At 57.3% G+C, this 12,549-nt stretch carries 14 protein-coding genes and 1 tRNA gene; 5 read left to right on the top strand and 10 right to left on the bottom strand.

Annotated features, from left to right (window positions below; translation table 11 throughout):
- Positions 1 to 261 precede the first annotated feature (261 nt).
- Both ACS1BR_RS07665 and ACS1BR_RS07660 read left to right on the top strand, forming a co-directional pair.
- A tRNA-Leu gene (locus ACS1BR_RS07665) sits at positions 262 to 341 on the top strand.
- Positions 342 to 388: 47 nt separating this feature from the next.
- Entirely contained in the window at positions 389 to 535 is a 147-nt protein-coding gene (locus ACS1BR_RS07660) for a hypothetical protein (RefSeq protein ID WP_463561371.1), read from the top strand.
- A 24-nt stretch (positions 536 to 559) separates the two neighbouring features.
- Here ACS1BR_RS07660 and ACS1BR_RS07655 read toward each other — a convergent pair whose 3' ends face one another.
- Together ACS1BR_RS07655 and pyk are read right to left on the bottom strand one after the other, a co-directional pair.
- Positions 560 to 1,570 carry an NADP-dependent oxidoreductase gene (locus ACS1BR_RS07655; protein WP_463561370.1) on the bottom strand — a complete coding sequence of 337 codons (1,011 nt, stop codon included), beginning with the start codon at positions 1,568 to 1,570 and terminating at the stop codon, positions 560 to 562.
- A gap of 200 nt (positions 1,571 to 1,770) precedes the next feature.
- The gene (pyk, locus tag ACS1BR_RS07650) at positions 1,771 to 3,243 is read right to left on the bottom strand and encodes a pyruvate kinase (protein WP_463561369.1); all 1,473 of its coding nucleotides are present in this window, start codon (positions 3,241 to 3,243) and stop codon (positions 1,771 to 1,773) included.
- 333 nt (positions 3,244 to 3,576) lie between these two features.
- Between pyk and ACS1BR_RS07645 the strand changes: the two genes are divergently transcribed.
- Positions 3,577 to 4,152 carry a flavodoxin domain-containing protein gene (locus ACS1BR_RS07645; protein WP_463561368.1) on the top strand — a complete coding sequence of 192 codons (576 nt, stop codon included), beginning with the start codon at positions 3,577 to 3,579 and terminating at the stop codon, positions 4,150 to 4,152.
- A gap of 9 nt (positions 4,153 to 4,161) precedes the next feature.
- Complete coding sequence (locus ACS1BR_RS07640) at positions 4,162 to 4,731, top strand: flavodoxin domain-containing protein (RefSeq protein WP_463561367.1); 570 nt, start codon at positions 4,162 to 4,164, stop codon at positions 4,729 to 4,731.
- 21 nt (positions 4,732 to 4,752) lie between these two features.
- Here ACS1BR_RS07640 and lgt read toward each other — a convergent pair whose 3' ends face one another.
- From lgt to hisI, 8 genes are all read right to left on the bottom strand, one after another.
- On the bottom strand, positions 4,753 to 5,622 hold the full coding sequence (gene lgt / locus ACS1BR_RS07635; protein WP_463561366.1) for a prolipoprotein diacylglyceryl transferase: 870 nt from the start codon (positions 5,620 to 5,622) through the stop codon (positions 4,753 to 4,755).
- Entirely contained in the window at positions 5,622 to 6,485 is an 864-nt protein-coding gene (gene trpA / locus ACS1BR_RS07630; protein ID WP_463561365.1) for a tryptophan synthase subunit alpha, read from the bottom strand. The genes lgt and trpA overlap by 1 nt, the downstream gene beginning before the upstream one ends.
- A complete protein-coding gene (gene trpB, locus ACS1BR_RS07625; RefSeq protein WP_463561364.1) occupies positions 6,482 to 7,819 on the bottom strand; it encodes a tryptophan synthase subunit beta in 1,338 nt (445 codons plus the stop codon). The genes trpA and trpB overlap by 4 nt, the downstream gene beginning before the upstream one ends.
- Positions 7,820 to 7,837: 18 nt before the next feature.
- Positions 7,838 to 8,659, bottom strand: coding sequence for an indole-3-glycerol phosphate synthase TrpC (trpC, locus tag ACS1BR_RS07620; RefSeq protein WP_463561363.1), 822 nt, complete (start codon positions 8,657 to 8,659; stop codon positions 7,838 to 7,840).
- Positions 8,660 to 8,752: 93 nt separating this feature from the next.
- Positions 8,753 to 9,004, bottom strand: coding sequence for an HGxxPAAW family protein (locus ACS1BR_RS07615; RefSeq protein ID WP_463561362.1), 252 nt, complete (start codon positions 9,002 to 9,004; stop codon positions 8,753 to 8,755).
- Between the two features lie 117 nt (positions 9,005 to 9,121).
- Positions 9,122 to 9,733 (bottom strand): Trp biosynthesis-associated membrane protein, encoded by a 612-nt coding sequence (locus ACS1BR_RS07610; protein WP_463561361.1) that lies wholly within the window; start codon positions 9,731 to 9,733, stop codon positions 9,122 to 9,124.
- 16 nt (positions 9,734 to 9,749) lie between these two features.
- Positions 9,750 to 11,336, bottom strand: a complete 1,587-nt coding sequence (locus ACS1BR_RS07605) for an anthranilate synthase component I (RefSeq protein ID WP_463561360.1) — start codon at positions 11,334 to 11,336, stop codon at positions 9,750 to 9,752.
- Positions 11,337 to 11,339: 3 nt separating this feature from the next.
- Positions 11,340 to 11,747, bottom strand: a complete 408-nt coding sequence (gene hisI, locus ACS1BR_RS07600) for a phosphoribosyl-AMP cyclohydrolase (protein ID WP_463561359.1) — start codon at positions 11,745 to 11,747, stop codon at positions 11,340 to 11,342.
- A gap of 100 nt (positions 11,748 to 11,847) precedes the next feature.
- Here hisI and ACS1BR_RS07595 point away from each other — a divergent pair, with 100 nt between their 5' ends.
- Entirely contained in the window at positions 11,848 to 12,492 is a 645-nt protein-coding gene (locus tag ACS1BR_RS07595; RefSeq protein ID WP_463561358.1) for a TIGR03085 family metal-binding protein, read from the top strand.
- The last annotated feature ends 57 nt before the right edge of the window (positions 12,493 to 12,549 follow it).

The raw sequence follows: 12,549 nt of genomic DNA, 5'->3' as shown, positions 1-12,549 counted from the left end.
TTGACTCCTCGGGTCAACATCGACTGTGTGCGCTTGCTTTATATATTTCTTCCGGATAAACAGGTCTGCCGGCTCAATGCTGCAAGGGGCGTGTACCTGTACATTATTAAACACCACTTGTATGGACAGTTCAAAGCATTTCAACCCCCGCCCCGTGTGATCCTGTGCAGAGACGGTGCACTAACCTTAGCGGACCGCAACCCGGAAGATTTCATTTTTGCGCGATTGCCGGTGTAGTATTTAAAGGCGCTTATTGCGTATGCCCAAGTGGCGGAATTGGCAGACGCGCCGCACTCAAAATGCGGTTCTACGGAGTGTGGGTTCGAGTCCCACCTTGGGCACAAACGGCCTCTGACATGGGAAAGCACCCCGTGCAGAGGCTTTTCTTATGGCCTACAGAAAAACCCTTGACCACCATTGTGACGACCAAGCAGATGAGCATGCCTATGCGCTGAATCTCATCATCTGTTCGGCGATTTTTCTCGGCTTCCCGGTAGAGAATCTTCTATCCGTCAACGGTCAGATAGATATATGAGGGTGAAATATATGGGCATAGCCGTCACTTGTTTCCTGCTATGGTCAGGACGGTCTTGCCCCGTGATTTGCCGGAAGCCACTTTGTGAAGCGCTTTATTAACCTGTTCAAAGGGGTACACGGTGTCGACAGAGGGCTTCAGCTGAAGCTCGGTCAAGAGGTCTGCCACCTGGATCAGCTGCGGGCCGCTGGATTCAACAAAGATGAAATCGTAGGTAACCCGGTGGCGTTTAGCCATACGGTCGAGCCTGCGCCCGGCAAGACCAAAAAGTAGCTGCTTGAGCTTTGAGAACCCCATTCGTTTGGCGAAGGCTCTATTTGGTATGGCTCGCAGGGAAACCAGGTGACCACCGGGTTTGAGAATACCCATCTGCTTTTCAGTTTCTGCACCGCCGAGGGTGTCTAGAGCGTAGTCAATGGTAGATAAGACAGCGGTATAGTCCTCGGTTTTATAGTCCAAAAACTGATCCGCTCCGAGGGTCATGACTCGTTCCCTATTGGGAGCTGAACCGTTGGTAATAACGGTTAGTCCTTTGGCTTTGGCGATGGGGATAGCCATGGCTCCCACCCCGCCGGTGCCGCCGGAGATAAAGATGGATTCACCCGGTTGCGGCTGCATCAAGTCCAAGGACTGCACGATGGTCAGCGCGGTCAACGGTACGGCTGCGGCTTCAACATCGCTCAGATATGCGGGAACTGGCGCTAGAGCATCGGCATCTACCGCAACATATTCGGCAAAAGCGCCAATACTGTCAAGCGGTAGGCGAGCAAAAACGCGGTCTCCCGGGGCAAAAGCGGTACCGGTTACATTCAGGTCTTCGATGACTCCAACAACTTCATTTCCGGCGATAAGCGGCACCCGGTAGGGGACGATAAGTTTAACCTCGCCCCGGGTAATCATATTGTCTAGCGGGTTTACTCCGGCGGTAAGGACGCGAAGGAGGGCCTGCCCCGGCCGAGGTTTTGGTTTCGAAGCGTCACGGATCTCTAGCTCAATGTTATTCCTAGCGTAGGAGCGGACCTGGGCGGTTTTCATCTCAATCCTTACATTTTCTGGCTATATAGCATGGGTCGGTAGAACTCACCACAGATGAGTCATCTAAAATCTGGTTATTCAGCACATAGGTGAGCCATTGGATGCTCAAAATATCCATACTACCTCCACAAAAGAAGGGAGTTGTTCCCGTCTCTGACGGGAACAACTCCCCTCATATTCAAGCAGGGGCCCGCATATTTTTACTCTACGCCCCAGGGGCCCAATTTCTCACGTTCCTCGGGAAGCACCGCGCCCGCATCGTCAAGATCACCAATACGATGAACCTTCAGCAGGTTGGTCGACCCGGCGACACCGGGGGGTGAGCCCGCTGCCATAACAATCAGGTCATTGGGCTCAGCAACCCCGTGTGCCAGCAAGAATTTGTCGACCAGCCCCGTCATATCATCGGTGGTACCCACAAACTCACTCTGCACCGCTTGCACTCCCCACAGGAGAGCCAAAAAGGCACGCACCTTGGGATCAGGGGTAAAGGCAATCACCGGCTTCGACGGACGCAAGCGGGCAAGCCGGCGAGCGGTATCACCGGACTGGGTAAAGGCAGTAATAAAATCGACGTTGAGCTGATCAGAAACGGTGACCGCGGCCCGCGTGATCGCTCCCCCGCGGGTCTTGGGGTCGGTCCCCAGCTCGGGCACCCGGTAGAGTCCGCGTTCCTCGGTCGAAGAAATAATGCGGGCCATCGTCTGAATGGTAATAATCGGGTATTTACCCACAGAGGTTTCACCCGAAAGCATGACAGCATCAGCACCGTCGAGAATAGCGTTAGCGCAGTCCGAGGCCTCCGCGCGGGTGGGTGCCGGGTTCTGAATCATCGACTCCAGCACCTGGGTTGCCACAATCACCGGTTTTGCCCAGCGGCGGGCCAGCTCGATAGCGCGCTTCTGCACCAGGGGCACCTCTTCGAGCGGGTACTCGACGCCCAGATCACCGCGGGCGACCATAATACCGTCGAACTTATCAACAATATCCTGAAGGTTGTCTATGGCCTGAGGTTTCTCGACCTTGGCAATCACGGGAAGGCGAATACCCTCTTCGTCCATGATCTCGTGCACCCTCAGAATGTCATCCCCCGAGCGCACAAACGACAGGGCAATAATATCCACCCCCAGATTGAGGGCAAACCGCAGGTCACGCTCGTCTTTTTCGGTCAACGCCGGAATAGAAACGGCGACACCGGGAAGATTGATACCCTTGTGATCTGAGACCGGGCCACCAACGATCACCCTGGTGGTCACGGTGGTGTCGCTGACCTTGACAGCTTCAAGACGGATCTTGCCGTCATCAATCAGCAGAGTATCTCCGGGATTCACGTCGGCGGGCAAGCCCTTAAAGGTGGTCCCGCAGATATCTTTGGTTCCCTCAACATCTTCAATGGTGATCTGAAAGGTAGCGCCAGGTTCCAGAATTTCCGAACCGTTTTTGAAAGTTTCCAGGCGAATCTTGGGCCCCTGGAGATCGGCGAGAATCGCAACGTTTTTCCCCAGTTTCTGGCTCTGATCACGGATGGTGGTGAACGACTCCGTGTGAACCGTATGGTCTCCGTGACTCATATTGAGGCGGGCAACATTCAATCCCGCCTCAATAGCAGCCGCAATTTTCTCCGGGGAAGAAATTGCCGGGCCGATAGTACAAACAATCTTTGCGCGTCTCATGCATCTCACCTTAATAAGTTTGGGGTTGCTACACCGGGGTTTGTCTACCGTTCTTTTGCGAAAGTGCCCGAAGGGCAGGATGACGCGGTCAAATCCCCACGCATTCACAACAAGTCAGTAAAAACCCAACGTGTACGTATCCCAGTATATGCGAAAACCTGCTGCTTTGGACCAGAAGCCGGCAAGTCGTCACGATATTAACGTATAGCTTCCAACAAAAACACACATCTGCGGCTCCCGGTATCAATCCGCAGATTCTTGTTCTATCCTTATGGTGGTACCGCGTAGCGGATACAGTTACGCCCCCAACACAGCGAATATAAGAGGTACATAGTGAGCAACAAACACGTTGTGATTCTTTTCGGCTCCAACTACGGTTTCACCGAGCGTTACTCCACCTGGATCGCCGAGGATCTTGGTCGTATTCCGGACGCCCCACAGGTCACACTCTCATCCATTGCGGAGGCAACCGATGAACTCATAAAATCAGCAGATGTACTCGTTGTGGGGGCAAGCTATCTGGGTGGTTTCCTCACCGGCGCACCCACCCTGCGTAAACGCCGCGAAGCTATGCTCACAGTAGCCCACCGTGTTTTCTTTACCGTCTGTTTCAACGGTCTAGCGGTCTATCCCCGTGACTACCTCGATAAGCGCGTGATGAAATCCTACAAAGAGGATGTTGCCGGAGGCCGCCCCACCTTCCACTTCAGGGGCGGACTTGACCTCTCGCAGATGACCCGCACCCATAAAACCGTGCTCGCCGGCGTCCGCACCGCCTACAAACTCAAACCACACGCCAACGAATATGACAGGCAGATGGTGGAGTCTTTCGATAACGGTGGTGGCGACTACAGCAACCGCGAAGACATCAACCCCCTGGTTGAGACCGTTACCGGCTACCTGAGTTAAGGTAACGGCATGAGCAGGATTCTTATTCTTTTTGCGAGCCAGTACGGCTACACCGAAACCTATGCGCGCTGGATAGCTCAGGACCTGGGCAACTCCGCCACCGATCGTCGGGTACAGGTTCAGCCTATCGCCGAGACAACCGCCGCAGAGATTACCGCCGCCGATCTTCTGATAGTAGGAGCCAGCGACTACGGTGGATCCCTCACCGGAGCCGCCGACCTCAAAAAACTCTCCCCGGCCTGCGAAGAAAAGACCCGGATTTTCTTCACCGTATCTTTTAGCGGCCTCGACGGTGCCTCCCGGGAAAAACTCGACGGAATCGTGACCAAGAATTTTGGCGACCTCGCCCGCGGAGCAGAAATGTTTCATTTCCGCGGCGGCCTCGACCACAGTCGGCTTTCCCTCAAACACAAAGCTGTAATGATGGGTATCCGCACCGCCATTGCTGCCCTCCCCCACAAAAATACCGCAAACCAGCAGATGCTCGATAGCTTTGACCAGAAAACGGTTGACTACAGCGACCGGCAGGCAATCGCTCCCCTCATAGAGGCAGCCCTCGCCCGTCTGGGCAAGGGCTAGACTGGGGCGAGCGACGATGAGTTAGCTTTCCAGCCGATCGGTGATGGCGTTTTCACCGGCCGTCTCTTTTTTTCTCGCGCGTACCCCGGCGGCAAGGAAACCCAGCAGCCCCAGGATAATCAGCAACCCCGACGTCCACACGTGAACACGCATACCCCAGAGCATATCTGCGGTGTCGATTCTAAGGAAAATCTCAATCGCGCAGCGCCCCACACCGTACCACAACACGTAGAGCCAGAAAGTCTGCCCCAGCTTAAGCACCGATTTTCGGCCCAGGTAGATCAGCAGTAGGGCACCGAGTAGGTTCCACACCGACTCGTAGAGAAAGGTGGGATGAAAGAGCGTTCCCTCAGCGTACTCCCGAGGAAAATTAGCCGACCCGTAGTCAATCTCCACCCCCCAGGGCAGGGTTGTCGGTCTGCCAAAAAGTTCCTGGTTAAACCAGTTACCCCACCGCCCGCACGCCTGTGCTACAAGGATTCCCGGTGCGGCGGCATCGGCAAACTTCGCTAACGAAATACCGTAGCGTCGGCAGGCGATAAAGGCCCCCAGGGCACCCACCGAAATTGCTCCCATAATACCAATGCCGCCCTCCCAAATTTTGATCCAGCCCCAGGGATCAGCCCCGGCACCAAAATAGGACCCCGGATCGGTGACGAGCACATGGTAGGCTCGAGCCCCCACGAGGCCGAAGGGGATGGCCCACACAGCCACATCCCACACCCGCTCGGGGTCCTCCCCCCAGGCTTTCCAGCGGGTCGATGTCAGCCAGAGACAGAGGGCTATACCGGCGAGAATACACAGGGCATAAATATGTATGGTGAACGGCCCCACCGAAAAAGAACTGATCGACGGCGACGGTATAGACGCAATAATCCCCGCAGATAACACTATTCTCTCCCCCGTTCCCATCCCGCCAGCTGCCGGGCAAGAGCACCAACAGCCCGAGGGCCGCCCTCGCCCAGAGCCTGCACCAGAGCTGTTCCCACAATCACGCCGTCCGCATATCTACCGATCTCTTCAACGTGCTCACGCCGTGACACCCCCAGGCCCACGCACACGCTCGGGGCACCGGCAGTACGCAGATCTTCCACCAGCGTCTCAGCGGCAGAATTCACCGATCCTCTCGCGCCGGTAACACCCATCACCGATACTGCATAGACAAAACCGGACGAAGCCCGAGAAATAAGATTGATCCTCTCGGTTGAGCTGGACATAGCCGCCAAAAAAATACGGTCAAGTCCGTAGCGCTCGGACACCTCAAACCATTCAGAAGCCTCGTCGGGCACCAAATCAGGGGTGATGATACCGGCGCCCTTGGCCTCGGCAAGATCACGGGCAAACCGCTCGACCCCGTAGCTGAGCACAGGATTCCAGTAGGTCATCACGACCACCACGGCATCGGTGGCCTCGCTGATCTCGCGCACCGCCCGAAAAATATCCCGCAGGCGGAAGCCACGAGTCAGAGCTTGCTCGGTTGCCCGCTGAATCACGGGGCCATCCATCACCGGATCCGAATAGGGCACACCCAGTTCGATCACGTCCGCCCCCTGCCCACCTAGCTCAATACCGGCGGCGATCGATTCCTCAAGGCTGGGGTAGCCCACCGGGAGATACCCAATCAGCGCGGGCCTCCCCTCTTTTTTACAGGCTGCAAGCTTGGCCGCCAGCGGGGAATCAGGATTGGGAGACGGAAGCCTCTTCTCAAGAGCCGAATACCGTGCGGTTGCGGAAATTGTGTGATGAAAAGTCATTGCGCCCCCTCGCCTTCTGCGGCATGACGCTCAGCAGCCGCCTCGGTATTTCCTGTCAGTAACGTCGATGACGGGATGGCCTTCCCCAGACCAAACCATTTCAGAGCAGTCTCCATATCCTTATCCCCTCTGCCCGAGAGACACACAATCATGGATTTCTCCCCCGCCGCCGCGGGATCCTTCTCGGACCAGTCACGGCAGACCCGGAGAGCACCAGCTAAAGCGTGAGCCGACTCCAGGGCGGGAATGATACCCTCGGTTCGGCACAGCAGCCGCAAGGCATCCATAGCCTCGGTATCGGTCACCGGCTGATAGCTCACCCGCCCAAGGTCAGCGAGGTGAGAGTGCTCGGGCCCCACACCGGGGTAGTCCAAACCGGCAGAAATAGAGTGAGACTCAATAATCTGCCCGTCATCATCCTGCATCAGGTAGGTCATTGCCCCGTGTAACACCCCCGGTTTACCCAGGGTGATAGTGGCCGCATGGCGACCTGTTTCCACGCCGTCACCAGCGGCCTCAAAGCCGTAAATCTGCACCGCGGAGTCATCGAGAAAAGCGTGGAAAAGCCCGATAGCGTTTGATCCACCCCCCACGCAGGCGGCGATACCGGTGGGAAGCCGGCCCGTTACCTCAAGAATCTGCTCACGGGCCTCGTCACCAATAGCCTGATGAAAGAAACGTACCATAGCCGGAAAAGGGTGGGCACCGGCGGCAGTCCCCAGTAAATAATGGGTGGTCCCCACGTTCGCCACCCAGTCGCGTAGGGCCTCGTTAATGGCGTCTTTAAGGGTGCGTGAGCCCGTCTGCACCGCAACAACCCTGGCACCCAAAAGCTGCATTCGAGCAACGTTAAGCGCCTGCCGCTCGGTGTCCTCCTCCCCCATATAAATCACGCACTCCATACCGAACAGTGCTGCCGCGGTTGCTGTGGCAACACCGTGCTGACCCGCACCGGTCTCTGCAATGAGCCGGGTTTTTCCCATGCGCCGGGCTAAAAGAGCCTGACCAATCACATTGTTAATCTTGTGGGACCCGGTGTGATTGAGATCCTCACGCTTCAAGAAAACGCGCACTCCGCCCGCATGTTCAGAAAAACGCGGCACCTCCGTCAGCAGCGAAGGTCTGTTCGAGTACTCGCGAGAAAGCCTGCGAAAATCTTCCATGAAATCGCGGTCTTCCCTGGCCTTATGAAAGGTCTCCTCCAGCTCCTCCATGGCCGCCATGAGGGACTCGGGCATCCACCTCCCACCGTAACGGCCAAAATACGGACCCGGCGCGTTCCTCAGCGATTCAGGGCCACCGTCTAAAAATGTATCCGCCAAATTATCTGCCATAACCTATCTCTTCCTTCCCTAGCTACCAAGGTACCGTTCTCGAGCCCTCATACCCGCCCGCCGAAAATCTGCTACCGCCCGAGAAGGATCACCAGACTTCACCAGGGTCTCCCCCACCAGTACCGCCTGGGCACCGTGGGAGGCGTAGGCGGCAACATCGTCGGCCGACTCCACACCGGACTCGGCCACAAGAACCGTATCCTGGGGTAGGTAAGAGGCAAGACGGGCGTAGTGGGATCGGTTGACCTCTAAAGTTTTAAGGTTGCGCACGTTAACTCCCACAATTTTTGCACCGGCCTTCTCCGCGCGCACCACCTCGTCGGGGGTGTGCACTTCTACCAGCGCGTTCATGCCCAGACAGTGCGTAAGATCGAGAAAAGAGCGCAGGGACTCATCATCCAGGGCTGCAACAATGAGTAGCACCAGGTCAGCACCCCAGGCACGCGCCTCCCAAATCTGATATTCATCAACAATAAAATCTTTACGCAACACCGGGATAGTGACCCGCTGCCGCACTGCCGCCAGGTCATCGAGTGCGCCACCAAAACGACGCTGTTCGGTCAGCACCGAGACAGCGGCCGCCCCACCGGCCTCGTAGGATGCCGCTAACTCGGCGGGATCGGCAATATCGGCAAGCGTCCCGCGAGAGGGAGATGACCTTTTCACCTCGGAAATAATGCCAAAAGATCCGGGGGATTTTCCTCTCAACGCAGCCAGCGCGTCTAACGCCGGTAGCTGTTTCTCAGCCCGGTCCCTCAGCTGGTGTAAGGAAACCTCGGCCTGGCGCACCCGCATATCCCGGCGGACACCGTCAATAATGCTCTCAAGAACAGTTGCCATACTCTTTGGCCCCTCCCTGGCTCACACCGCAAACTTTTAAGAGAAGCGCCCCGCATCGGTGCGGGGCGCTTACCCTGGTCACGTGTCGGTAGGCTAGTGCTTCCTGTACCTGGTCTTGGAGCCACCCTGGCCGTAACCCATAGCCCTCAAAACAAGCCCGGCCGCAATACCCAAAACCATAATGACGGCACCCACGACCACCACGGGCCAGTGAAAAGTATCAAAACCAACGGCGGCAATGATTGCGCCCACCACCATAACAATGACCATGGTCCAGGAAGCCACGGTGTTGCCGTGGTTGGGGTAGGCTAGCGGGGTTTCAATGGCAATCTGCTTTTCCGCCATATTTTCTCCTCCTGCAAGATAACGCCCGAAAGATCTCGGGCAGTAGGTCTTCCTTTTGATTGTATGCTAAAGCCGGACTCACACCACTATTTGTGCGCAATGTTGCCCGATTAAAGGCTACCGGGTTGGATCTATCCCGGCTGTCAGCGAATCCCAGGTATCGATACTATCTATCTCGGTTGTATCGGCGGGCCGCGCATTACGCTCATACTTGCGTCCAACCGGCCAGGACACACTTACCCAGGCAGCCCTGAGAGATACAACAAAAACCACCAGGGCGCACAGAGCCGCAACCCAGGGCCAGAAGCTGAGACTGTAGTCGGCATCAGCACCCTCCATCCCCGTGGCTTGAGCCACCTCTGTCAGCGATGCCGCCGCCGGGTCAGCTACCGCAGACAGGATTGAAAGACCCATACCCACCGCTGCTATCAGCATCATGGCGCACACCACCCAGCGGATTTTTGGTCCCGCTATCCGCAGCGCAACCGCTGCAGCCATCACCACCAGCGCTAAAGAGGTCACCGCCGGAGCAGCGTTCGCCCCGGCAATCTCGATATTTGCCCGGTTCAGCGATGTGTGTGTGTGCACGGTGATCCACGGGAGGAGACTACTCCCAAAGGCAGCTGCGGCGGCCAGCAGCAAAGCCCCCACGGTCCACCCCGGAGATAAACCTCTTTTCCCGGTCTGGACCCCGTCACTGCCGGATACTCTCGCGATCTCTTCGCTCATTCTCCCCCACCATTATTTACCATTCTCCCCCACCATTATCTACACCGTGATCGAGTGGTGTCAGCCCCGAGGCCAGCACGACCGCACGCAGCGGTGCAGCAGACTTATTCACCGTCTCCGCTAGCTCCGATTCGGCAACAGAATCCATGACAATACCCGCTCCCGCCTGCACATAGGCCCGTCCCTCCCTGAGGACCGCCGTACGAATTGCAATGGCCATATCCATATTCCCGGCAAAATCAAAGTACCCGCACACCCCGCCGTAAACCCCTCGAGCAGTGGGTTCATAGTCATCAAGAAGCTGCATAGCGCGCGGTTTAGGCGCGCCCGAGAGGGTGCCGGCGGGGAAGGTGGCCCGCAGTACATCGTAGGCGGTCATACCCTGTCCCAGCTGTGCGGTAACCGTCGAAGAAATATGCATAATATGGCTAAACCGCTCCACCTCCATAAACTGGGTGACATCTACCGTGCCGGGAACCGCAATACGCGACATATCGTTCCGGGCAAGGTCTACCAGCATCAGATGCTCGGCACGCTCTTTCTCATCGGCAAGCAGCTGCTGTTCCAGTTCACGATCCCTCTGAGGGCTCTCCCCGCGAGGCCGCGAACCGGCTATCGGGTGCGTGCTCACCCGCCCATTTTTAAGCGTGACCAGCGCCTCGGGAGACGAGCCCACAATCTGGTAGGGCTCGCCCTGCGGGGTCTCAAAATTATAGAGATACATGTAGGGTGAAGGATTCGACTGACGCAACATACGGTAAACATCCAGTGCTTTTGCCCGGTTTTCAATCTCGAAACGGCGGGAAATAACTATCTGAAACACATCACCGTCACGAATATTTTTCTTGGCCTTCTCAATCGCGTCGAGAAAACCCTGCTCCGCCCAGGTATGCACCGTATCCTCATGTATCCGACGCTCAACCCGATCGGTTCCGGTCAGGGTTGAGACCGCCATATCTGCCGGCGGGCTAGCCAATTTCTCAAGCATCGCCCTCACCCTGTCCGCCGCGTCACGGTAAGCGGCATCAACGTTGTCGGTGCTGCCGTTAAAGTTGATCGCGTTAGCCACCAGCATCACCGTGCCGTCAACATTATCGTGAATCGCCATGTCCGATACCAGGTTCAGGGCAAAATCAGGAATGTTGACATCATCGTGGGGCCTGCGGGGCAGCTTCTCCCAGTGACGCACCACGTCCCACCCCATGTAGCCCACCAGTCCGCTGGTCAACGGTGGCAGCCCCTCAAAGGTCTCGGTGTGCAGCAGGGCCAGTGTCTCCCTCACGGCCTCTACCGGGTCTCCACCGCGCGGGGCGCCCGCCGGCGTGTCTCCCTGCCACAGAGCCTCACCGTCGTGGCAGGTCAGTGTCGCCCTGGAATTGGCCCCAATAAACGAATAGCGGGACCACTGCCCGCCCTCGGCTGCCGACTCCAACAAAAAGGTCCCCTTCCGCGCCTCCCCGTCCGGAGCCGCAAGAGACCGGTATATGCCGATAGGACTCAGCGAATCGGCGAGCACCTTCACCCGCACAGGGATCACGCGGTTGTACCGGGCGAGCTCTCGAAACTCCTCCAGGCTCGGTTCAATGGTGCCAAGATCGTGCATTCTTCACTCCTGAATATTACCGGCTACTCCGGCGACTGTGAGTTTTCCACCGGCCTCAAAACAGGTGGCTGCGCCGGTATGGCAGGCTGCACCGACCTGGTCGACACGCACCAGTAGAGCGTCACCGTCGCAGTCAATACGGACCTCTTTCACCAGCTGTAGGTGCCCCGAAGTATCGCCTTTACGCCAGTACTCCTGGCGCGAACGCGACCAGAAAGTCACCCGGCCCTCGGCGAGTGTGCGGTAGAGCGCCTCGTCATCCATCCAGCCCAGCATCAGTACCTCACCGGTATCGTGCTGCTGAATAATAGCGGCAACAAGCCCGCACGAATCGCGCTTGAGTCGGGAGGCCAGAGCCCGATCAAGATGTCCGGGAACAGCCCTGTCTCTGTGCTGGTCAACTTCTTTCATCGCTATCTATAGTAGCGGCTGTCGTGTTTTCCACCTTAATGTCGGCAACTTATCACCGACAATCCACCGCAATACAAGCAGACTGTGTCACATTAGAACTATGACCTCTTCTACCGATCTGTCCCTACCCGCCAACCTGGTGGGTACCGAACGTTCCGAACTCATCAACACCCTGCACTTTGCCTCACCCACCGACCCCACCCTGTGCGAGGGCTGGGAGTGCCGGCACATGGTAGCCCATCTTCTGCTGCGAGAGACCTCGATACTTACCGCGGCAGGGGTTGTGGGTGGACCGCTAGCCCACCGGACAGAACGGGCAACCAACGAACTTGCCGATACGCTTCGTGACCGCCTCGCCTACGATAACGCGCTACACCGCTTTGCCTCACTCTCCGGGCATCTGGGAATGCGCCACCGTTTTCCCTCACTCGACTGCACGCTCAACCTCATCGAATATTTTGTGCACACCGAGGATATCCGCCGGGCCCAAGACCCCTGGGAGCCACGCGAGCTCGCACCCGAGATTCAGCGTAAAATTTGGCATGACCTCGGTGGCAGGGCCCGACTTATGGCAGGTTCGAACTACCCCGGTGGCCTGGTCCTCGAAGCCCCCGGGCACTCCCCCAGAACACGCACGGTGATTGCCCCGCCCAGAGGCGGTACAGCACAGGTGCTCAGCGGTGAACCCGGTGAGCTGGTGCTCTACCTGTTCGGCCGCACCCGGGCACAAGTTACCGTGAGCTAAACCAGTCACCGCACCCCGATCCCCAGGGTAATCAGAAACACGGTACTAGCCCGTCAT

The sequence above is a fragment of the Rothia sp. 18CD1-1 genome, from assembly GCF_055285355.1.
Note: the sequence above shows the minus strand (reverse complement) of the source record. Positions and strands in the feature narration are given on the sequence as shown.

Excerpts from the sequence above, each read along its gene's own strand:
- ACS1BR_RS07660 (WP_463561371.1), top strand. The coding sequence starts at position 389 with ATGGCCTACAGAAAAACCCTTGACCACCATTGTGACGACCAAGCAGAT.
- ACS1BR_RS07655 (WP_463561370.1), bottom strand. The coding sequence starts at position 1,570 with ATGAAAACCGCCCAGGTCCGCTCCTACGCTAGGAATAACATTGAGCTA.
- pyk (WP_463561369.1), bottom strand. The coding sequence starts at position 3,243 with ATGAGACGCGCAAAGATTGTTTGTACTATCGGCCCGGCAATTTCTTCC.
- ACS1BR_RS07640 (WP_463561367.1), top strand. The coding sequence starts at position 4,162 with ATGAGCAGGATTCTTATTCTTTTTGCGAGCCAGTACGGCTACACCGAA.
- trpA (WP_463561365.1), bottom strand. The coding sequence starts at position 6,485 with ATGACTTTTCATCACACAATTTCCGCAACCGCACGGTATTCGGCTCTT.
- trpB (WP_463561364.1), bottom strand. The coding sequence starts at position 7,819 with ATGGCAGATAATTTGGCGGATACATTTTTAGACGGTGGCCCTGAATCG.
- trpC (WP_463561363.1), bottom strand. The coding sequence starts at position 8,659 with ATGGCAACTGTTCTTGAGAGCATTATTGACGGTGTCCGCCGGGATATG.
- ACS1BR_RS07615 (WP_463561362.1), bottom strand. The coding sequence starts at position 9,004 with ATGGCGGAAAAGCAGATTGCCATTGAAACCCCGCTAGCCTACCCCAAC.
- ACS1BR_RS07610 (WP_463561361.1), bottom strand. The coding sequence starts at position 9,733 with ATGAGCGAAGAGATCGCGAGAGTATCCGGCAGTGACGGGGTCCAGACC.
- ACS1BR_RS07605 (WP_463561360.1), bottom strand. The coding sequence starts at position 11,336 with ATGCACGATCTTGGCACCATTGAACCGAGCCTGGAGGAGTTTCGAGAG.
- hisI (WP_463561359.1), bottom strand. The coding sequence starts at position 11,747 with ATGAAAGAAGTTGACCAGCACAGAGACAGGGCTGTTCCCGGACATCTT.
- ACS1BR_RS07595 (WP_463561358.1), top strand. The coding sequence starts at position 11,848 with ATGACCTCTTCTACCGATCTGTCCCTACCCGCCAACCTGGTGGGTACC.